We start from the raw sequence: 19,586 nt of genomic DNA, 5'->3' as shown, positions 1-19,586 counted from the left end.
GTCCACCCCGCGGTGGTCATTTCGCAGGTCGACGGAGAGCTTCGGTTCGCTCCGGCCGAAGGGCATGAGAATGCCTGGGCCATGGCGGGGACGACACGCGCTCTGCTGAACAACATGGTGGTGGGTTGCAGCACGGGTTTCGTGCGCAAGCTGTCGCTGGTGGGTGTCGGTTATCGCGCGCAGGCGAAGGGTAACGTACTCAATCTGAGCCTCGGCTTCTCCCATCCGATCGATTATCCGGTTCCCGCGGGTATCACGATCGAGACGCCGACTCAGACGGAAATCGTCGTCATGGGTGCCGATAAGCAGCGTGTCGGTCAGGTTGCCTCGGAGATCCGAGGATTCCGGCCGCCGGAGCCCTACAAGGGTAAAGGCGTGCGTTACGCGGACGAAGATGTTCTGCGTAAGGAAGCCAAGAAGAAATAGGGGTCTCAGAAACAATGGACAAGAAACAAGCTCGCCTGCGTCGTGCGACGCGGGCACGGGCGAAGATTCGCGAGCTGGGTGTGTTTCGCCTCTGCGTACACCGCACCCCTCGCCACATCTACGCCCAAGTCATCGCGCCGGAAGGCAATCGGGTCGTGGCCAGCGCCTCGACAGTGGAGCCGACGCTTCGCGAAGCCATTCCGGGTCACAAAGGAAACGTCGGCGCGGCTGCGACCATCGGCAAGGCGATTGCCGAGCGCGCGCTTTCCGCCGGCGTCGAGACCGTAGCCTTCGATCGCTCCGGGTTTCGCTATCACGGCCGTCTCAAGGCGCTGGCGGATGCCGCGCGTGAGAACGGTCTGAAATTCTAGGGGTACGAGCATGGCGAACTTCAATCCGAAGAACGAGGGAGACGACCTCCTCGAGAAGCTGATCGCGGTTAACCGGGTCGCGAAGGTCGTCAAAGGCGGGCGCCAATTCGGTTTCGCTGCCTTGACGGTCGTCGGAGACGGTAAAGGGCGTGTCGGGTTCGGGCGCGGCAAGGCCCGCGAGGTGCCTGTCGCGATTCAGAAGGCGATGGAAAACGCGCGCAAGAACATGATCGAGGTGAAGCTCAACGGCAACACCTTGCAATACCCGCTGAACGGGCGGCATGGTGCGGCGAAGGTCTTCATGAAGCCGGCGTCCGAAGGTACGGGGATCATCGCGGGCGGCGCCATGCGCGCGGTCTTCGAGGTCCTGGGCGTTCAGAACGTGCTGGCCAAGTGCATCGGGACCAACAACCCGATCAACGTGGTCCGAGCTACCGTCCAAGGCCTGCGGACCATGAACGATCCCGAGACCATTGCCGCGAAGCGCGGCAAGACGGTCGCCGAGATCCTGGGGTAGACGATGGCCGACAAAAAGATGATGAAGGTCAAGTTGGTGCGAAGCGTCCACGGCCGGCTCGCCAACCACAAGGCATGCGTGCGCGGTCTCGGGCTGCGTCGCATGAACCACGTGGTCGAGGTCGAGGACACGCCCTGCACGCGCGGCATGGTCAACACCGTGTCGTACATGGTTTCGATCGTGGAGGAGTCTCGCAATGCGGCTCAATGATCTCAAGCCCGATCCGGGCAGCCGTCCCGTTGCCAAGCGGGTCGGTCGCGGTATCGGCAGCGGGCTGGGCAAAACCTGCGGACGCGGTCACAAGGGGCAGAAGTCCCGTAAAGGCGGTTTCCATAAGGTCGGCTTCGAAGGCGGCCAGATGCCTTTGCAGCGTCGCCTGCCGAAGGTCGGTTTCCGCTCGCGTACGGCTGCGACACGTGCAGAGGTTCGCCTGAGCGAGCTTTCGCGCGTCGAAGGCGACACGATCGATTTGCTCTCGCTGGTTCGGGCGCGTGTCCTGAGTCAGTCGATCAAGAGTGCGAAGATCATTGCTTCGGGCGAGGTCGGACGGGCCTTCACGGTTCGCGGTGTGGGTGTGACGAAGGGTGCCCGTGCCGCGATCGAAGCAGCCGGCGGCAAGATCGAAGACTAGCTTAAAGGCACGAATCGGATGGCTAAGAATGTCGGATCGATGGGACAGTCGCTCGGCGGTATGGGGCGGCTGACCGAGCTGCGGGCGCGATTGCTGTTCGTGGTCGGTGCCCTCCTGGTCTATCGCATCGGGACCTTCATCCCCGTTCCGGGTGTGAACCCCGAGGCGTTGGCCATCCTGTTCGACCAAAACCAAGGCTCCATCCTGGACATGTTCAACATGTTCTCGGGTGGAGCCTTGGAGCGTGCGAGTCTGTTTGCGCTCGGGATCATGCCCTACATCTCTGCGTCGATCATCATGCAGCTGATGACGGCCGTGGTTCCGAAGCTAGAGCAGCTGAAGAAGGAAGGCGAATCGGGACGTCGTAAGATCACTCAGTACACCCGCTACGGCACGGTCGTTTTGGCGACCTTCCAAGCGGTCGGGATCTCGATGGCGCTGCAGGGGCAGACCGCCGGTGGCTCGGCTCTGGTCAGTCACGCGGGATTGGGCTTCGTCTTCACGGCCACGGTGTCGCTGGTGACCGGGACGATGTTCCTGATGTGGCTCGGCGAGCAGATCACCGAACGCGGCATCGGCAACGGCATCTCGTTGATCATCTTCGCCGGTATCGTCGCCGGACTGCCGTCTGCGTTGGGCGGGACATTGGAGCTGGCGCGTACCGGGGAGATGAACTCTCTGGCGGTGCTGGCACTGTTCGCCATGGCGCTCGCGGTGACGGCCTTCGTGGTCTTCGTCGAGCGGGGTCAGCGGCGGATTACCGTGAACTACGCGCGGCGCCAGCAGGGGCGGAAGATGATGCAGGCGCAGAGCACGCACCTGCCGCTGAAGCTGAACATGGCCGGCGTGATTCCGCCGATCTTCGCGTCCAGTATCATTTTGTTTCCCGGCACCCTGGGCCAATGGTTCGGGAGTAGCGAGGACATGCGCTGGTTGGCGGACATCACCTCGAAGCTGTCGCCGGGAGAGCCCGTCTATGTCCTTTTGTATGCGGCTGCGATCATCTTCTTCTGCTTTTTCTATACCGCCTTGGTCTTCAACGCCAAGGATACGGCCGACAATCTGAAGCGCTCCGGGGCCTTTATTCCGGGGATCAGGCCCGGCGAGCAAACAGCGCGCTACATCGACACCGTCATGACGCGGTTGACCGCGGCGGGTGCGATCTACATCACCGCGGTTTGTTTGCTGCCCGAGTTTCTCATCGTCGGTTACAACGTGCCTTTCTACTTCGGCGGCACCTCCTTGCTGATCGTCGTCGTGGTGGTGATGGATTTCATGGCCCAGGTTCAAGCTCACTTGATGTCACATCAATACGAGGGCTTGATGCGGAAGGCAAACCTAAAGTCGCCGGGCGCCGGCATGCTGCGCTGAGTGGCGCTCGAGTCTGAAGGAGAGAACAAATGAAAGTGAGAGCATCCGTTAAGAAGCTGTGCCGAAACTGCAAGATTATCCGGCGCAACGGGACTGTTCGGGTCATCTGCAAGGACCCACGCCACAAGCAACGCCAGGGATAGGATCTCCGGCTTGATTGAAGGCTTCAGTTTGATATACTACGCGGTTTACCCGCTTGGCAATTTGGATTTCAGGGGTTTCTAAGCTATGGCCCGTATCGCCGGCGTCAACATCCCGGACAAGAAGCACGCAGTGATTGCGTTGACTTCGATTTATGGCATCGGCCGCGTGCGTGCCGCTGTGATCTGCGACGCCGCCGGTGTTCCGCGCGATGCCAAGGTTCAGAACCTCACGGAAGAAGAGGTCGACAAGCTCCGCAACGAGGTCGGCAAATATTCCGTCGAAGGCGACTTGCGGCGCGAAGTGTCGATGAACATCAAGCGCTTGATGGACCTCGGCTGTAACCGCGGTATCCGCCACCGTCGTGGCTTGCCGTTGCGTGGACAGCGGACCCGCACGAACGCACGTACCCGCAAGGGTCCGCGTCGTCCCATCAAACGATAAGGGCGCTTGGGCGCAGCGAAAGGGCTGGATAACCTCGAATGGCTAAACCGACTCGTACGATCAAGAAAAAGATCAAGAAGCAGGTGGCGGACGGAATTGCTCACGTTCACGCCTCCTTCAACAACACCATCATCACCATCACGGACCGCCAAGGCAATGTGTTGTCTTGGGCGACCGCAGGGGGCTCCGGGTTCCGGGGTTCGCGCAAGAGCACGCCCTTCGCTGCGCAGGTTGCGGCCGACAAGGCCGGCCAGGCGGTGAAGGATTACGGGCTGCGCAATCTCGACGTCAACGTGAAGGGGCCCGGTCCGGGTCGTGAATCGGCGGTGCGTGCACTCAACAACGCCGGATTCAAGATCACGAGCATTACCGACGTGACGCCGATTCCGCACAACGGCTGCCGCCCGCCCAAAAAGCGGCGCGTCTGATATAGGAACAGGTAGAGAAATGGCACGTTATACAGGCCCAACCTGCAAACTCGCACGGCGCGAGGGGACCGATCTCGCCCTGAAGAGTCGCGCGCGCTCGCTGGATACCAAGTGCAACCTCGAGAAGCAGCCCGGTCAGACCACGGACCGTCGGCGTCGGCTTTCCGATTACGGTGTTCAGCTTCGCGAGAAGCAGAAGGTTCGCCGTATTTACGGACTCATGGAGCGTCAGTTCCGTAATTATTACAAGAAGGCGGCGCAAGCCAAGGGCGCGACCGGCGAGAACCTGTTGCAGCTTCTCGAGCGCCGGCTCGACAACGTCGTGTATCGCATGGGTTTCGGCGCCACACGTTCCGAGGCGCGTCAATTGGTAAGCCACAAGGCCATTTTGGTCAACGGCCGGGTCGTGAACATCGCCTCCTACCAAGTCGGCGCCGATGACCACGTCGAGGTCCGAGAGGTCGCGAAGAAGCAGGTGCGCGTGCAGAACGCATTGGCGCTCGCCGAGCAGTACGGCTTCCCGGATTGGGTGGATGTCGATACCAAAGGCTTCAAGGGCGTCTTCAAGCGGATTCCGGATCGCTCGGATCTGCCGGCCGACATCAACGAATCGCTGATCGTCGAGTTGTACTCCAAGTAAGGAGCTTCGTGAGGGGCACTGAATGACTGACGCTATTGGCGAATTTCTCAAGCCGCGCATCGTACGTGTCGAGGCGGTCGACGGCAGCACGACACATGCCAAGGTCTCCTTGGAGCCGCTTGAGCGTGGCTTCGGGCATACCCTCGGCAACGCGCTGCGCCGTATTCTCTTATCCTCGATGGACGGCTGGGCGGTGACGGAGGTCGAGATCCAGGGCGTCTTGCACGAGTACACCACGATCCCGGGCGTTCAAGAGGATGTCCTCGAGATCCTGCTCAATCTGAAGCAACTCGCCATCTCGCTCAAGGGCAAGGACGAAGCGACCTTTACAGTGAGCAAGACCGGCCCGGGTGTCGTGACCGCCGCGGACATCGCGATCGACCATACCGCCGAGATCGCCAATCCCCATCTGGTCATTGCAAACATGACCGAGGGTGAGTTGAGCATGTCGATGACGATCCGGCGTGGCCGCGGTTACGAGCCGGCGACGCAACGCGAGCTCGACGAGGGCGAGGATCGTCCGATCGGCAAGCTTCCACTCGACGCATCCTATAGTCCGGTCCGGCGCGTCGCGATCGAGGTCCAGTCCGCCCGCGTCGAGCAGCGCACGGATTTGGATCGTCTGGTAATCGACCTGGAGACCAACGGCACGATCGATCCGCGCGAGGCCATCCAGCGCGCCGCGACGATTCTCCGGGATCAGTTGTCGAGCTTCGTCGCCTTGGAAGGTTCCGGTCCGTCCGACACTCAGGTCCTCGAGGCCCGCGACGAGTCACCGTACGATCCGATTCTTCTTCGGCCGGTCGATGATCTGGAGCTTACGGTTCGCTCTGCGAACTGCTTGAAGGCCGAGAATATCTATTTGATCGGCGATCTGATCCAGCGCACCGAGGTCGAGCTTCTCAAGACGCCGAATCTCGGCAAGAAGTCACTGACCGAGATCAAGGACGTGCTTGCGACGCGTGGACTCTCGCTGGGGATGCGTCTCGAGAACTGGCCGCCGGACAATATCGCCGAGCTCGGCATTCGTTAACGCTATTCGACTCAAGAACTATTCGGGATTAGGACCATGCGTCATCGCAATGCCGGAAGGCACCTCAATCGCACCGGCTCGCACCGCGAGGCCATGTTTCGCAACATGGCGGCCTCGTTGTTTCGCCATGAGCTGATCAAGACCACGTTGCCGAAGGCCAAGGAGCTGCGCCGCGTCGCCGAGCCCCTGATCACATTGGCGAAGAGCGATTCCGTTCATACCCGACGCCTTGCGTTCGCGCGACTGCGCGACAAGGAAGCGGTCGGCAAGCTCTTCGTCGAGCTGGGGCCGCGCTATCAGACGCGTCCCGGCGGCTATCTGCGTATCCTCAAGTGTGGCTATCGCGCCGGTGACGCCGCGCCGATGGCATACGTGGAGCTGGTCGATCGTCCGGCGGATGCCACCGCCGTGGATGCCGACGAGGATTGATTTGTCTCCCGACGCCGTTGTCATCGAAAACCGGGCCTTTGCCCGGTTTTTTGTTGATTCATGACGATGCCCATCCAACCCATCGTGCTCGTCACGGATTTCGGTGACGGCATCTATGTCGGGCAAATGCGGGCTCGGCTCGGGAATCTTCTGCCCGCAGTTCCGGTCGTGGATCTCGTTCACGACCTTCCGCCGTTCCGCGCCGATCTGGCTGCCTACCTCCTTCCGGCATTGATTCGCGACATGCCCGGCGGCGGGATCTATGTCTGTGTGGTCGATCCGGGTGTCGGCAGTGAGCGTGGCGGGCTTCTGGTGGGTGCGCAGGACTGCTGGTTTATCGGGCCCGACAACGGACTTTTGGCTCCGCTCGTACATTGCTCCGACGGTGCGTCCGTGGCGCGGATCGGATGGCGTCCCGCCGCGCTGTCGGCGAGTTTTCACGGGCGGGATTGGTTTGCCCCCGCTGCAGCCCGGTTGGTCGCCGGCGAGGATCTTCAGCCGACGCCGATCGATTCTGCCGAGATGGTCGGATCCGACTGGCCGAGCGAACGCGCCGCGGTGGTCTATGTCGATCGTTTCGGCAATCTCATGACCGGGCTGCGGGCGGCGAATCATGGCTCGATGCAATCACTGCGTATCGGCACGCGTACACTTGCCCATGCGCGAACCTTCTGCGAGGTGATGCCGGGCGAGGCCTTCTGGTATGAAAACGCCCTCGGCCTCGTTGAGATCGCCGTGAACCAAGGTCGCGCGGATTGTCTGCTCGGCCTCTCGCCCGGCGATTCCATCGGACCCTTCACGCATCCGAATTGAGCGGATCGCCCCTCACCACGTCCTGCTCCCGTTTGAATCGGGCCGAAGTCGATGCGTTTTCGTCGACGCCTCTAGTTTTTGGTTCTTCGAGGCACTAGATTACGCACGCCGGGGGATAGAGCGAGGTGTCCGGGAGACGCCGCACGGAATCGTCCCGTAGTTCACGACTCCTCGCCCGAGGTTTTGCAGTTCACCGCTTCGTGCTTCATGCCGGGGTTTGAATGCCCCTGACAACGGCGTTCGTCCGACGATGGCTCACCGTCACCGCCCGGGTGACGGGCGCTGGACCCCCGGAGCACGCCCCGCGCGAGGACCATCTTTCGATCCATCTGCATCGGAGAACGACATGGCGAACTTCGGCGATCTACTCGGCAGCTTCATTCAGAGCAATATGTCCCAGTCCGGCTCCGGCCGGATGGGGAACGCGCTTCAAGACCTTCAGGCGACTTTCGGTCGGATGACCGGCGCGCAGGGCGGTGGGTCCGGTGGCGAGATGCTCGGCAACCTCCTCGAGATGGCCAAGGGTAAACTCGGAAGTGCCTCGCAGAACCCCATGCAGGCTGGCGGGATCGGGGCCGTGCTCGGTTCGGTGTTGGGCGGCGGCGGAAACTCCGTGAAAGGCGCGATGACCGGGGGTGCGCTGGCGATGTTGGCGGGGATCGCCTACAAGGCATTCACAGAATCGGGGCAAGCGGCTCAGGCCTCCGGAATACCCGTCGCGAGCGGTGCGCAAGAGTTGCCGTTGGGCCTCCGGGCTCCGCAGACCACGGCGGAGGAGCAGGCCATGGAGAACACCGCGCAGTTGGTCATCAAGGGTATGATCAACATCGCCAAGTCGGATGGCCAGGTGAGTGTGGACGAGATCCAGCGCATCGTCGGAAAGATCGAGGCCGCCGGTATGGGTTCAGACGCGCAGGAGTGGTTGATGACGGAGCTGCGTCAGCCGCTGAATCTGGATGCCTTTGTGGCCGAGATCCCGAGCCCCGAGGTGGCTGCGGAGGTCTATGCCGCATCGCTGCTTGCGGTCGAGGTGGACACCCCGCAAGAGAAGGACTATCTGCGCGACTTTGCCGAGAAGGCCGGACTGCATCCGCTCGTCGTGCAACACATCCACCAGTCGATGGGCGTTGCGGTCTGAGGACGCCGAATCGGAACTTGCCGCGGAAGTACGGGAAAAGGCACGAACCCTCGGATCTCCTGCCGTGTCGTACCGTGCCTCCGTGGCCAGGAGTGCTTGCTGCCCCCGCGCCCGAGACCGACTCGGGCGCGGGTCAGTCCTTCGCCCCGTCGCCTTGTTCGGGTTTGGGATGCGCTTGAGCGGTCTGTCTCTTCCCGAGCGGTGCATGACCGGCCTCGACCCCGACCTCGCGTCCCGCGATCGTCTTGGGCCGACGCCGTTTTCCGATGTTCTTGCGGTCGCGTAGACGGTCTTTCGACTTGGGCGCGGCAGCCTTCGCATCAACGGCCTTGGATGCGTTCTTCCTCGCCCCCTTTTTCGCCCCCGACCGCTTGATCGGCCCCTTGAAGGATGCCTTGAGTCCTTCGATGCTACGACGCTCGAGAGCGAGATTCAGATATCGCTCGATGCTCTCGAGCCGATTCCATTCGGAGGCACCGACCAGCGAGATAGCCACGCCCTGCTCGCCGGCCCGGCCGGTCCGACCCGTGCGGTGAAGATAATCGTCCCCGCTGCGCGGCAGGTCGAAGTTGATCACCCGCTCAACGCCCGGGATGTCGAGCCCGCGCGCGGCGACATCGGTGGCGATCAGGACGTTGACACGCCCGCTGTGCAGGAGCCCGACAACGCGGTTGCGCTCGCGTTGCTCCAGCTCGCCGTGCAGCACGGCGACGCGTTGCCCTTCACCCATCAGGAAGTTGCCGAGCGCCGTTGCGCCGTCGCGGGTATTGGTGAAGACCAGCGCCTTGTCGTAGGTCTCGTTGCGGAGCAGCCAAAGGATCTGCTGCTGCTTGTGCTCCGGGCCGTCGCTCAGGAGGATCTGATTGGTGATGTCGGGGTGTTGCTCGCGCACCGGATTGACGGTCAGTACGCGCGGTTCCCGCAACAGGCGCTCGGTGATGCGACTCAGGCCCCGATGGTGGAGGGTCGCGGAGAACAACATGGATTGGCGTGCCGGATTGGTTCGGCCGATGATCGTGAGGACATCGTCGACGAAACCCATGTCGAGCATGCGGTCGGCCTCGTCGAGGACCAGGATCTCGAGGTCGCTCAGGTCGGCCTCGCCCTTTTCCAGAAGCTCGAGCATGCGACCGGGCGTCGCCACCAGGATTTCCGGGTTCTTGCGCAAGGTTGCGATCTGATGGGCCTTTGAATCGCCGCCCGTAATCACGCCGTTGTTCAGGCGCGTGTAGCTGCCGAGGCGCGTGAAATGCACATGGATCTGGCGGGCGAGCTCGCGGGTCGGCACCAGCACCAAGGCGCGTGTTCCGCTGTCGGAGCGTGGCGCGCCGACCAGGCGTTCCATGATCGGAAGCAAAAAGGCGGCGGTTTTCCCCGAGCCCGTCGCGGCCGAGACCAAAAGATCCAGGCCCTCCATCGCGGCCGGAATCACCTGGGCCTGGACCTCGGTCGGGGTCTCGAAACCCTCTTTTTCCAGTCCGCGCATGAGCGCGTCCGGAAGCAAAAAATCAGCAAAGTTCCTGTTCATAGGCGCCACGATACACCAAATCCGGGCCTTCGCGGCAGCTGGGCTCTGTCGCCGAACAGGCTCCATGACGCGGCGGTCTGCGATCGCCCCTGAAGCAGCGCGAATCGGCGACAAAGTGGCCGTTGTGGATGGGGAAGGGGTGCCCCGCGTGGTAAACTTCACCGGCTCACCATCCGTACGAACGCGGCCCGTTACGGTGCTCCGCGCGGCACGCCTCAACGTCGGTTCACCACGCCCATGGCAGATTTCGCGAGAGAAGTTATACCCATCAATCTCGAGGACGAGATGCGTCAGTCCTACCTCGATTACGCCATGAGCGTGATCGTGGGACGCGCGCTTCCCGATGTTCGCGACGGACTCAAGCCGGTTCACCGGCGCGTCCTCTTCTCGATGAGCGAGCAGGGCAACGTTTGGAACCGTGCCTACCGTAAATCCGCCCGCGTGGTCGGCGACGTCATGGGTAAGTACCACCCTCACGGCGACTCGGCCATCTACGACACCATGGTCCGCATGGCGCAGCGCTTCTCGATGCGCTACCTGCTGGTGGACGGGCAGGGCAACTTCGGCTCTGTCGATGGCGATCCACCGGCGGCCATGCGTTACACCGAGGTGCGGATGACGCGCATCGCCGATGCGCTGCTCGACGACCTCGACAAGGACACGGTCGACTTCATTCCCAACTACGACAACACCGAGCACGAGCCCGTCGTCCTCCCGGCGCGCTTCCCGAATCTGCTGGTGAACGGCTCCTCGGGGATCGCGGTCGGCATGGCCACCAACATCCCGCCGCACAACCTGCGCGAGGTCATCGACGCCTGTCTGGCGATCATCGACAACCCGGCGATGACGATCGAAGAGCTGATGGTGCTGGTGCCCGGCCCGGATTTCCCGACCGCGGCGCTCATCAACGGCGTGCGCGGGATCCGCGAGGCCTATCGGACCGGACGCGGCCGTGCGGTCATCCGCGCCCGCACCATGGTCGAGGTCCAGAAACGCAGCGGGCGCGAGGCGATCGTCGTCACCGAGCTGCCTTACCAGGTCAACAAGGCGCGATTGCTCGAGCGCATCGCCGAGCTGGTGAAGGAGAAGAAGATCGAGGGCATTGCCCAGGACGGGTTGCGCGACGAATCAGACAAGGACGGGATGCGTGTCGTCATCGAGCTCAAGCGCGATGCCTATGCCGAGGTGCTGCTGGCCAACCTCTACCAGCACACCCAGATGCAGCAGGTCTTCGGCATCAATATGGTCGCCCTGGTCGACGGCCAGCCACGGACCCTGAACCTCAAACAGATCCTCGAATACTTTATCCGTCATCGCCGCGACGTGGTGACGCGCCGCACCCTCTTCGAGCTGCGCAAGGCGCGCGATCGCGCCCATGTCCTGGAAGGCTATGCGATCGCGCTGGCGAACATCGACGAGATCATCGCCCTGATCAAGGCGTCGGCCAACCCGGCCGAGGCGCGCGAGCGCATGATGGAGCGCACTTGGGCGCCCGGCTCGGTGACCGGCATGCTCGAGCGTGCCGGCGCGGAGCACACCCGTCCCGAGGAGCTCGAAGCCGCCTTCGGTCTGGTCGACGGGGGCTATCGCCTGAGCGAGCGTCAGGCCAAGGCAATCCTGGATCTGCAGCTGCAGCGCCTGACCGGGCTGGAGCAGGACAAGATCCTCGACGAGTTCAAGGAGATCCTCGACAAGATCGCCGCCCTGTTGATGATCCTCTCCGACTCGGACCGTCTGATGGACGTGATCCGCGAAGAGCTTGTGGCGATCCGCGATCAGTTCGGCGACGAGCGTCGCACCGAGATCCAAGTCGACCATACCGACCTCACCCTGGAGGACATGATCGCACCGGAGGAGGTCGTGGTGACCATGTCGCACCAGGGCTATGTGAAGGCCCAACCGATCAGCGACTATCAGGCGCAGCGGCGCGGCGGCAAGGGCAAGAGCGCGACCTCATTCAAGGAAGAGGATTTCATCGACCGCATCTTCGTCGCCAACTCGCGTGACACCGTGCTCTGTTTCTCCAGCCGTGGCCGGGTCTATTGGCTCAAGGTCTATGAGCTGCCGCAGGCCGGTCGCGGCGCGCGCGGTCGGCCGATGGTCAACCTCCTGCCGCTGGAGCCGGGCGAGCGCATCAACGCCGTACTGCCGGTGCGCGACTACGAGTCCGGCTATTTCGTCTTCATGGCCACCAGTGCCGGCACGGTCAAGAAGACCCCGCTCGGCGACTTCTCGCGGCCACTCTCGCGCGGCATCATCGCGATCGACCTGCGCGATGACGAATATCTGGTCGGCGTTGCGATCACCGACGGCAAGCAGGATCTCATGCTCTTCACCTCCGCCGGTAAGGCGGTGCGTTTCAGCGAGGGGGCGGTACGTGCGATGGGCCGGACGGCGCATGGCGTGCGCGGCGTCCAGCTCGCGCCCGGCCAGAAGGTCATTTCGCTCTTGATCGCCGAGCCGGGAACCGTGCTCAGCGTGACCGAAAACGGCTACGGCAAGCGCACCCGCGTCGAGGACTTCCCGACCAAGGGTCGCGGCACCAAGGGCGTGATAGGCATCAGTACCTCCGAGCGCAACGGCGCCCAGGTCGGCGCAGTGCTGGTACGTCCCGGCGACGAGATCATGTTGATCACCGAGGGCGGAACCCTGATTCGCACCCCGATCGATCAGATTCCGGTCGTGGGTCGCAGTGCGCAGGGTGTGAAGCTGATCAATCTCGGCGACGGCGAGCGGCTAGTCTACCTCGAGCGGATCGTTGCGTTGGAAGGCGAGAAGGAGGGCAATGGGGGCCTCGCCGAGGACGACGAGCAGGATCCGGAGGAACCGACGGGCGACGATGTCTCCGGCGACTCCGAGCCGGACCCCGACGGCGATCCGCAGGTCTAAACCGCGCCCGGTGCGGTATGCGTAAATTCGTTGGAATGGCTGGGCCGCACCAGCCCCGACGACTGTCGGAGCTAGCGCGGTTTAAAGTCTTAAAGAATATTAAATTCTAAACCGCGTCTCACCGGAATCGAGGACATCTCCGAAGCCAAACGCAAAATGAAAACTACGCATGTCGCTCTGGACGCGGTTTATGCACGGCTGCGGAGGCGTGCCGTCGATGAAGCGTGTCGACGCACGACCCCGGAAAATCGACAACCGCGCCATCCATCGGCATGATGACGCAACAGATCGGAACCTGAATCACGTCGCGCCCTTTGCGCCTTCGCGGTTTGAATCTCAAACGTTTTGTCGAGACTCAACCGCGTCCGGAGCGAGATGCTGATTTTCGAGTGAGTTCGCCGTTTGGCGAATCCACGGCCCTTAGCGGGGACGCGGCTTTAAATGATACATTTTTTAATATTTTAAACCGCGCCGGCTCCAACGGTCGTTAAGGCTGCCGGGGCCGATCCCATCCAAAAACATCGCACACCGCGCTGGGCGCGGTTCAACGGAGATTACAGAATGGCTCGGGTTTACAACTTCAGCGCAGGCCCTGCAATGCTTCCTGAGCCTGTCCTGAGCAGGGCGCGCGACGAGATGCTCGAGTGGCGCGGCAGCGGTATGTGTGTCGCCGAGATGAGCCATCGCGGCAAGGAATTCATGTCGATCGCGGCCCAAGCCGAGGCCGATCTGCGCGAGCTCCTGGCGGTCCCGAGCAACTACAAGGTCCTGTTCCTACAGGGCGGCGCCTCCACCCAGTTTGCCGCCATCCCGATGAATCTGCTGCGCGGCGCGGCGGGTGCGGACTATCTGAACACCGGCTCTTGGTCGAAGAAGGCCATCGCCGAGGCGCGCCGTTACGGCGAGGTCAAGGTGGCTGCCAGTACCGAGGCCGAGCGCTTCACCCGCGCACCGCGTCAGGACGAGCTGACCCTGAGCGCCGATGCCGCCTACGTCCACTACACCCCGAACGAGACCATCGAGGGCGTCGAGTTTCCCTATATCCCGGATGTCGGCGACAAACCCCTGGTTGCGGACATGTCCTCGACCATCCTGTCGCGTCCGATCGATGTCTCGCGCTTCGGGCTCATCTATGCCGGTGCCCAGAAGAACATCGGTCCGGCCGGTCTCGTCATCGTGATCGTCCGCGAGGATCTGCTCGGCCAGACCCTGCCCGCAACACCGACGATGCTGGACTACAAGGTCCAAGCCGACAACGACTCCATGTACAACACCCCGCCGACTTACGCCTGGTACCTCGCCGGACTGGTGTTCGAGTGGCTGAAGGGCCTGGGTGGTTTGGAGGCGATGGGCAAGATCAACGCACGCAAGGCCGAGCTCCTCTACAAGACGATCGATGGCTCGGGCTTCTTCAAAAACCCGGTCGAGCCGGCTTCGCGCTCTTGGATGAACGTGCCTTTCACGCTCGCCGACTCGGAGCTGGACGACACCTTCATCAAAGAGGCGAAGGCTGCGAACCTGACCACGCTCAAGGGTCATCGCTCGGTCGGCGGTATGCGCGCGAGCATCTACAATGCAATGCCGCAGGAAGGCGTCGAGGCGCTGGTCGGCTTCATGCAGGAATTCGAGCGCAAGCACGGCTGAACCGCGTCGCCGGTGTGACATGCGCGGTCGGGGTTTTGGCTTGGCCACGCATGTCGCCTCGGTCCTCGGCGCGGACGCGGTTCAGGAATGAATCTTTTTTCTTTTTCTGAATCGCGTCGGCTCAAAGGCCATTGATTCGCTTGGCGCTTGGCCCTTCACTCCAACATCCGTTTATCACTGAGGACGCGATTCAGTGTTCAAAATCCAGACGCTTAATAATATCGCCGTCGCCGGGCTCGATCGGTTGCCGCGGGATCGCTACGAGGTCGCCTCGGAGATCGCACATCCGGATGCCATTCTGGTGCGCTCGGCCAAGATGCAGGCGGCGGATATCCCGCCGAGTGTCCAGGCGATCGGACGCGCCGGCGCCGGGACCAACAATGTCCCGGTCGAGGCGATGACGGCGCGCGGCGTGGCGGTCTTCAACGCGCCCGGCGCCAATGCGAACGCCGTCAAGGAGCTGGTGATCGCCGGCATGTTGATCGCGGCACGCAACATCGGGCAGGCGTGGCGCTTCGCGCGCGGGCTCGAGGGCGACGATATGGCCATCCATCAGGCGGTCGAGGCCGGCAAGAAGCAGTTCGTGGGCTTCGAGCTTCCGGGCCGTACGCTGGGTGTCATCGGTCTCGGCGCGATCGGTGTGAAGGTCGCCAATGCGGCTCGCTCGCTCGGGATGCGCGTCGTCGGCTATGATCCGACCATCACGGTCCAGCGCGCTTGGCAGCTCGAGAGCGATGTGCAGCCGGCGCTGAGCATCGACGATCTGCTCTCGCGCTCGGATTTCGTCACCTTCCACGTCCCGCTCACCGCCGATACGCGACACATGATCAACGCCGAGCGGCTGCGTACACTGCGCAAGGGCGCTGTCCTTCTGAACTTCTCGCGCGACGGGATCATCGACGACGACGCCGTCGTCACCGCACTGGATCAGGGGTACCTTTATGCCTATTGTTGCGATTTCCCGAGCAACCTCTTGAAAGACCACCCGCGGGTGATCACCCTGCCGCATCTCGGCGCCTCGACCAAAGAGGCGGAGGAGAACTGCGCGGTCATGGTCGCCGAAGAGGTCCGCGATTATCTCGAGAACGGCAATGTGACCAACTCGGTGAACTTTCCCGAGATCAATCTCCCGCGCAACGGCGGCTATCGCATCGCGATCGTCAACAGTAACGTGCCCAACATGGTCGGGCAGATTTCGACCGATCTGGCCGCTGCCGGGCTGAACATCCTCGATATGCTCAATCGTTCGCGCGGCAACGTGGCGGTGACCCTGATCGATATCGATCAGCGGTGCCCGGAAGACACGGCGAAGCAATTGCGTGCCATCGAGGGCGTCCTCTCCGTGCGTTGTCTCGGAGCTCAGGAACGGATTGACTGATGGAGCAAAACAGCGCACAGGGCGACGCCTTGGAAGACGTGCGGAATCGGATCGACGCGATCGATCTTGAACTGCTTCGTCTGATCAGCGAGCGCGCCAGTTGCGCCCAACAGGTCGCCCACATCAAGACCTCGGCGGACGGCAATCGGGTGCAGTTCTATCGACCCGAGCGCGAGGTCGCGGTCCTGCGTCGCATCAAGGCCGCCAACCCCGGTCCACTCGACGGCGAAGAGGTCGCCCGACTCTTTCGCGAGATCATGTCAGCCTGTCTGGCCCTCGAACGTCCGCTCAACGTCGCCTTTCTCGGTCCGGCCGGAACCTTCACACAGGCTGCGGCCATCAAGCACTTCGGCCATTCGGTGAAGACATTTGCCTTGGCCACCATCGGCGAGATCTTTCGCGAGGTGGAGGCCGGCTCCTGCGATTTCGGCGTGGTCCCGGTCGAGAACTCGACCGAGGGCGTGGTCAGCCATACCCTGGACATGTTCATGACCTCGCCCCTAATGATCACCGGCGAGGTGAGCCTGCGGATCCACCATCACCTCATGAGCGTGACCGAGGATCTCTGCGCGATCCGCACCCTGTATTCGCATCAGCAGTCCTTGGCACAATGCCGCGGCTGGCTCGATCGCCATCTCCCGAACGCCGAGCGCATCGCCGTCGGCAGCAATGCCGAGGCCGCACGGACCGCTGCGACGGAGGAGGATGCCGCGGCTGTCGCGGGTCTACAGGCCGCCGAGATTTACCGACTCAAGGTGCTCGCCGAGCGCATTGAAGACGAACCCGGCAACACCACCCGCTTCCTCGTCATCGGTCCGCAGGACTCTCGGCCGAGCGGCCAAGGCCAGGACAAGACCAGCCTACTTCTCTCTTGCCGCAACCATGCCGGCGGCCTCCACAATCTGCTGACACCTTTGGCCGCCCACGGCATCAGCATGACCCGCATCGAGTCGCGCCCCTCACGCCGCGGCATCTGGGACTATGTCTTCTTCATCGACATCATGGGTCATAGAGACGACCCGAAGGTCGCGCTCGCGCTCGAGAACCTCAGGCAGGCATCGCTCTTGTTCAAGGTGCTCGGATCTTATCCATTAGCGGTGCTTTGAACCTTCGGGCCGCGTCCGGTATGACAGGCTTCACGATCACGGACGGGTTCGCTTCGATGTGCGGCCTCCGGGCGCTTAAGTGCTCAAGTACTTAGGCATGATCTGCGCCAAAAACCCCGTCTGCTGCGCGTCCCCGGAGGTCTGTTCAAGCCACTCTGCTATACTTCGATTCCCCTTTTACGGAGTGCTCGGATTGGTCGGCCTCCTGTCGCTTGCGGTCCAGCGTGAGATCCTGGATGCGGAATCCGCGAAGCAGATTCTCGTGAAAGCGAATGATCGAGGATTTCGTTTGTCCGACGGTCTCTTCGAGGCGTTTATCATGTCGAGCCTTCGATTGTTCTGCCGATCGAGGGCGTCCAAATGCCAACACTTGAACCCGAACCGCTACTCATGACTGTCCAAGACAATCCCTTCCTTCCTCTCACCGCCCCCGGAATCGCCGGACTTACGCCTTACGTCCCCGGCAAGCCGGTCTCGGAGCTGGAGCGCGAGCTCGGTATTCGCGACTCGGTGAAGCTGGCCTCGAACGAGAATCCGTTGGGCCCCGGCCCGCGGGCGCGCGAGGCAATCGCCGGTTTGATGGGCGAGATCGGTCGCTATCCCGATGGCGGCGGGTTCGAGCTGCGCCGTGTGCTCGCCGAGTTTCACGGTGTTCCGCAGACCGCCGTGACCATCGGGAACGGATCGAACGACGTGCTCGACCTGATCGCCCGGACCTTCCTGTATCCGGGTGTGGAGTCGGTCTTTTCCGAACATGCCTTTGCGGTCTATCCCATCTCGACTCAGGCGGTCGGTGCGACCGCTCGAGTCGCCAAGGCGCGCGATCACGGTAACGATCTCGACGCGATGGCCCGTCTCGTATCGGACAAGACCCGCGTGGTCTGGATCGCCAACCCGAACAATCCGACCGGGACCTGGTTGGCGGCCGCGCCGCTGAAGTCATTCATCGAGGCCATACCAGGGACCTGCATCGTCGTGATCGACGAGGCCTATACGGAGTACGTCGGCGAGCCGGACTTCCCGGATGCCACGCACTGGCTCGAACAGTTTCCGAATCTCATCGTGACCCGGACCTTCGCGAAGGCCCATGGTTTGGCCGCGCTGCGAGTCGGGTACGGGCTCAGCGATCCGCAGGTGGCGGATCTGCTCAATCGGGTGCGTCAGCCCTTCAATGTCAACGCGTTCGCTCAGGCCGCCGCGGCCGCTGCAATCGGCGATCGCGAGCATGTGCGTGCGTCGGTCGAGCTCAACCGTGCGGGGATGCGGCAGTACCTTAACGCCTTCCAGCGCATGGGCCTCGCGTACATCCCGTCGGTCGGCAACTTCATCACGGTCGATGTCGGCCGACCGGCCGGTCCGGTGAATCATGACCTGCTGAAACGCGGCGTCATCGTGCGACCGGTCGGCAACTACGGTCTGCCCAACCACCTGCGGATCAGCATCGGTCTGGAGTCCGAGAACGCCCGCTGCATCGCCGCGCTCGAGGACGTTCTCGCGTCATGATCGAGCGGCTGGCGATCATCGGGGTTGGACTCATCGGCGGATCCCTCGCCCGAGCCCTGCGCGAGGCCGGAGCCGTGCGGCAGGTCATCGGCTGCGGGCGCGGGCTTGCCAACCTCGAGCGGGCGCGTGAGTTGGGTGTGGTCGATCTGCTGACGCAGGATCCCGCCGAGGCGGTGACGGGTGCGGACATGGTGTTTGTCTCCGTGCCGCTCGGCGCCATGCGCGGTGTCTTCGAGGCGATCCGCGACCGGCTCGACCCTGCGGCGGTGGTGACCGACGGGGGCAGCGTGAAAGGCAGCGTGGTGGCGGATGCGAGCGGTGTCTTCGGCGGGGTGCCGCCGCGACTGGTCCCCGGCCATCCGATCGCCGGGACCGAGCATAGCGGCGTGGAGGCATCCGTCGCCGAGCTTTACCGGCAGCGTCGCGTTATCCTGACCCCGCTGCCCGAGACCGATGCCGACGCGCTCGCACGGGTCACCGCGATGTGGGAGACCTGCGGAGCCGAGGTGACCTGTATGTCCGTCGCGCATCACGACGAGGTACTCGCGGCCACCAGCCATCTGCCCCACATGCTCGCTTATGGGCTGGTCGATGCGCTGGCGCGCATGCGCGAGAACGACGAGATCTTTCGCTATGCCGCCGGTGGTTTCCGAGACTTCACCCGTATCGCCTCGAGCAACCCAGTCATGTGGCGCGACATTTGTATCGCAAATCGCGAGGCATTGAGCGCCATGCTGGCGCGCTTCGGCATCGAGATGACCGATCTCGCAGAGAGTATTCGCAGCGCCGACGGCGAGCGCCTGCTGGCCATCTTCGAGCGAGCCAAGGCGGCTCGCGATCGCTATGTGGATGCGGCGCAGCGCGATTGACGCCACGTCTTGAATCCGCGGTCCGCGACGGCGCGGGAGGGTCGGAGCGAGCTCGGCATGTCCTCGTTCGGTGGATCGGATCAGCGTGTGTGAATTTTCACATCGAGGCTTAAACCGCGCCCAGTGCGGTATGCGATGTTTTTGGATGGGATCGGCCCCGGCAGACTTGATCACCGCTGGATCCGGCGCGGTTTAAAATTTAATATTTTTTAATGCTTTAAGTCGCGCCAGCTCCGCCAGTTGCCGGAGCTGGCGCGGCCAAGCCAATCCAACAAGCGACGTACACC

Annotated in this window: 21 protein-coding genes; 20 read left to right on the top strand and 1 reads right to left on the bottom strand. The window is 62.8% G+C overall.

Going from position 1 to position 19,586, the window contains the following annotated elements:
• From rplF to GPT33_RS03135, 14 genes are all read left to right on the top strand, one after another.
• Nucleotides 1-426, top strand: a 426-nt coding sequence (gene rplF, locus GPT33_RS03200; RefSeq protein ID WP_296805835.1) for a 50S ribosomal protein L6, incomplete at its 5' end; no start/stop codon positions are given.
• Nucleotides 427-440: 14 nt separating this feature from the next.
• Nucleotides 441-797: a 50S ribosomal protein L18 gene (gene rplR / locus GPT33_RS03195; RefSeq protein ID WP_296805834.1), complete on the top strand. Its 357-nt coding sequence runs from the start codon at nucleotides 441-443 to the stop codon at nucleotides 795-797.
• Between the two features lie 10 nt (nucleotides 798-807).
• On the top strand, nucleotides 808-1,314 hold the full coding sequence (rpsE, locus tag GPT33_RS03190; protein WP_007191141.1) for a 30S ribosomal protein S5: 507 nt from the start codon (nucleotides 808-810) through the stop codon (nucleotides 1,312-1,314).
• Between the two features lie 3 nt (nucleotides 1,315-1,317).
• Nucleotides 1,318-1,524, top strand: coding sequence for a 50S ribosomal protein L30 (gene rpmD, locus GPT33_RS03185; protein WP_296805833.1), 207 nt, complete (start codon nucleotides 1,318-1,320; stop codon nucleotides 1,522-1,524).
• Nucleotides 1,511-1,945, top strand: a complete 435-nt coding sequence (gene rplO, locus GPT33_RS03180) for a 50S ribosomal protein L15 (RefSeq protein ID WP_296805832.1) — start codon at nucleotides 1,511-1,513, stop codon at nucleotides 1,943-1,945. The genes rpmD and rplO overlap by 14 nt, the downstream gene beginning before the upstream one ends.
• A gap of 18 nt (nucleotides 1,946-1,963) precedes the next feature.
• Nucleotides 1,964-3,316, top strand: coding sequence for a preprotein translocase subunit SecY (secY, locus tag GPT33_RS03175; RefSeq protein ID WP_296805831.1), 1,353 nt, complete (start codon nucleotides 1,964-1,966; stop codon nucleotides 3,314-3,316).
• Between the two features lie 29 nt (nucleotides 3,317-3,345).
• Complete coding sequence (gene rpmJ, locus GPT33_RS03170) at nucleotides 3,346-3,459, top strand: 50S ribosomal protein L36 (RefSeq protein ID WP_083829165.1); 114 nt, start codon at nucleotides 3,346-3,348, stop codon at nucleotides 3,457-3,459.
• An 85-nt stretch (nucleotides 3,460-3,544) separates the two neighbouring features.
• Nucleotides 3,545-3,901 carry a 30S ribosomal protein S13 gene (gene rpsM, locus GPT33_RS03165; protein WP_296805830.1) on the top strand — a complete coding sequence of 119 codons (357 nt, stop codon included), beginning with the start codon at nucleotides 3,545-3,547 and terminating at the stop codon, nucleotides 3,899-3,901.
• Nucleotides 3,902-3,939: 38 nt separating this feature from the next.
• On the top strand, nucleotides 3,940-4,329 hold the full coding sequence (rpsK, locus tag GPT33_RS03160; RefSeq protein ID WP_007191136.1) for a 30S ribosomal protein S11: 390 nt from the start codon (nucleotides 3,940-3,942) through the stop codon (nucleotides 4,327-4,329).
• A 19-nt stretch (nucleotides 4,330-4,348) separates the two neighbouring features.
• Nucleotides 4,349-4,969, top strand: coding sequence for a 30S ribosomal protein S4 (gene rpsD / locus GPT33_RS03155; protein ID WP_296805829.1), 621 nt, complete (start codon nucleotides 4,349-4,351; stop codon nucleotides 4,967-4,969).
• A gap of 22 nt (nucleotides 4,970-4,991) precedes the next feature.
• Nucleotides 4,992-6,002, top strand: a complete 1,011-nt coding sequence (gene rpoA / locus GPT33_RS03150; protein ID WP_296805828.1) for a DNA-directed RNA polymerase subunit alpha — start codon at nucleotides 4,992-4,994, stop codon at nucleotides 6,000-6,002.
• A gap of 36 nt (nucleotides 6,003-6,038) precedes the next feature.
• On the top strand, nucleotides 6,039-6,431 hold the full coding sequence (rplQ, locus tag GPT33_RS03145; protein ID WP_296805827.1) for a 50S ribosomal protein L17: 393 nt from the start codon (nucleotides 6,039-6,041) through the stop codon (nucleotides 6,429-6,431).
• A 60-nt stretch (nucleotides 6,432-6,491) separates the two neighbouring features.
• Complete coding sequence (locus GPT33_RS03140; protein ID WP_296805826.1) at nucleotides 6,492-7,244, top strand: SAM-dependent chlorinase/fluorinase; 753 nt, start codon at nucleotides 6,492-6,494, stop codon at nucleotides 7,242-7,244.
• 346 nt (nucleotides 7,245-7,590) lie between these two features.
• Nucleotides 7,591-8,382: a tellurite resistance TerB family protein gene (locus GPT33_RS03135; protein ID WP_296805825.1), complete on the top strand. Its 792-nt coding sequence runs from the start codon at nucleotides 7,591-7,593 to the stop codon at nucleotides 8,380-8,382.
• 133 nt (nucleotides 8,383-8,515) lie between these two features.
• Here the strand turns inward: GPT33_RS03135 and GPT33_RS03130 are convergent, their stop codons facing one another.
• Nucleotides 8,516-9,910, bottom strand: a complete 1,395-nt coding sequence (locus GPT33_RS03130; protein ID WP_296805824.1) for a DEAD/DEAH box helicase — start codon at nucleotides 9,908-9,910, stop codon at nucleotides 8,516-8,518.
• Nucleotides 9,911-10,147: 237 nt separating this feature from the next.
• On the opposite strand from GPT33_RS03130, the gene gyrA reads away from it, so the two are divergent.
• From gyrA to GPT33_RS03100, 6 genes are all read left to right on the top strand, one after another.
• Nucleotides 10,148-12,799 carry a DNA gyrase subunit A gene (gene gyrA, locus GPT33_RS03125; protein WP_296805823.1) on the top strand — a complete coding sequence of 884 codons (2,652 nt, stop codon included), beginning with the start codon at nucleotides 10,148-10,150 and terminating at the stop codon, nucleotides 12,797-12,799.
• 561 nt (nucleotides 12,800-13,360) lie between these two features.
• The gene (gene serC / locus GPT33_RS03120; protein ID WP_296805822.1) at nucleotides 13,361-14,443 is read left to right on the top strand and encodes a 3-phosphoserine/phosphohydroxythreonine transaminase; all 1,083 of its coding nucleotides are present in this window, start codon (nucleotides 13,361-13,363) and stop codon (nucleotides 14,441-14,443) included.
• A 193-nt stretch (nucleotides 14,444-14,636) separates the two neighbouring features.
• Nucleotides 14,637-15,821 (top strand): phosphoglycerate dehydrogenase, encoded by a 1,185-nt coding sequence (locus GPT33_RS03115; RefSeq protein WP_296805821.1) that lies wholly within the window; start codon nucleotides 14,637-14,639, stop codon nucleotides 15,819-15,821.
• Nucleotides 15,821-16,927: a prephenate dehydratase gene (gene pheA, locus GPT33_RS03110; RefSeq protein WP_296805820.1), complete on the top strand. Its 1,107-nt coding sequence runs from the start codon at nucleotides 15,821-15,823 to the stop codon at nucleotides 16,925-16,927. Before GPT33_RS03115 ends, pheA begins: the two co-directional genes overlap by 1 nt.
• Nucleotides 16,928-17,317: 390 nt before the next feature.
• Entirely contained in the window at nucleotides 17,318-18,430 is a 1,113-nt protein-coding gene (gene hisC, locus GPT33_RS03105; RefSeq protein ID WP_296805819.1) for a histidinol-phosphate transaminase, read from the top strand.
• Nucleotides 18,427-19,299 (top strand): prephenate dehydrogenase/arogenate dehydrogenase family protein, encoded by an 873-nt coding sequence (locus GPT33_RS03100; protein ID WP_296805818.1) that lies wholly within the window; start codon nucleotides 18,427-18,429, stop codon nucleotides 19,297-19,299. Before hisC ends, GPT33_RS03100 begins: the two co-directional genes overlap by 4 nt.
• Nucleotides 19,300-19,586 lie beyond the last annotated feature (287 nt).

Origin of the sequence: Thiocapsa sp. (assembly GCF_011390875.1) — a bacterium.
Taxonomy (GTDB): domain Bacteria; phylum Pseudomonadota; class Gammaproteobacteria; order Chromatiales; family Chromatiaceae; genus Thiocapsa.
The sequence above is the reverse complement of the archived record's forward strand: the minus strand, read 5'-3'. Positions and strand labels throughout refer to the sequence as shown.

Bases quoted from the DNA above. Each gene is read 5' to 3' on its own strand.
- rplR (WP_296805834.1), top strand. From the start codon at position 441: ATGGACAAGAAACAAGCTCGCCTGCGTCGTGCGACGCGGGCACGGGCG.
- rpsE (WP_007191141.1), top strand. From the start codon at position 808: ATGGCGAACTTCAATCCGAAGAACGAGGGAGACGACCTCCTCGAGAAG.
- rpmD (WP_296805833.1), top strand. From the start codon at position 1,318: ATGGCCGACAAAAAGATGATGAAGGTCAAGTTGGTGCGAAGCGTCCAC.
- rplO (WP_296805832.1), top strand. From the start codon at position 1,511: ATGCGGCTCAATGATCTCAAGCCCGATCCGGGCAGCCGTCCCGTTGCC.
- secY (WP_296805831.1), top strand. From the start codon at position 1,964: ATGGCTAAGAATGTCGGATCGATGGGACAGTCGCTCGGCGGTATGGGG.
- rpmJ (WP_083829165.1), top strand. From the start codon at position 3,346: ATGAAAGTGAGAGCATCCGTTAAGAAGCTGTGCCGAAACTGCAAGATT.
- rpsM (WP_296805830.1), top strand. From the start codon at position 3,545: ATGGCCCGTATCGCCGGCGTCAACATCCCGGACAAGAAGCACGCAGTG.
- rpsK (WP_007191136.1), top strand. From the start codon at position 3,940: ATGGCTAAACCGACTCGTACGATCAAGAAAAAGATCAAGAAGCAGGTG.
- rpsD (WP_296805829.1), top strand. From the start codon at position 4,349: ATGGCACGTTATACAGGCCCAACCTGCAAACTCGCACGGCGCGAGGGG.
- rpoA (WP_296805828.1), top strand. From the start codon at position 4,992: ATGACTGACGCTATTGGCGAATTTCTCAAGCCGCGCATCGTACGTGTC.
- rplQ (WP_296805827.1), top strand. From the start codon at position 6,039: ATGCGTCATCGCAATGCCGGAAGGCACCTCAATCGCACCGGCTCGCAC.
- GPT33_RS03140 (WP_296805826.1), top strand. From the start codon at position 6,492: ATGACGATGCCCATCCAACCCATCGTGCTCGTCACGGATTTCGGTGAC.
- GPT33_RS03135 (WP_296805825.1), top strand. From the start codon at position 7,591: ATGGCGAACTTCGGCGATCTACTCGGCAGCTTCATTCAGAGCAATATG.
- GPT33_RS03130 (WP_296805824.1), bottom strand. From the start codon at position 9,910: ATGAACAGGAACTTTGCTGATTTTTTGCTTCCGGACGCGCTCATGCGC.
- gyrA (WP_296805823.1), top strand. From the start codon at position 10,148: ATGGCAGATTTCGCGAGAGAAGTTATACCCATCAATCTCGAGGACGAG.
- serC (WP_296805822.1), top strand. From the start codon at position 13,361: ATGGCTCGGGTTTACAACTTCAGCGCAGGCCCTGCAATGCTTCCTGAG.
- pheA (WP_296805820.1), top strand. From the start codon at position 15,821: ATGGAGCAAAACAGCGCACAGGGCGACGCCTTGGAAGACGTGCGGAAT.
- hisC (WP_296805819.1), top strand. From the start codon at position 17,318: ATGACTGTCCAAGACAATCCCTTCCTTCCTCTCACCGCCCCCGGAATC.
- GPT33_RS03100 (WP_296805818.1), top strand. From the start codon at position 18,427: ATGATCGAGCGGCTGGCGATCATCGGGGTTGGACTCATCGGCGGATCC.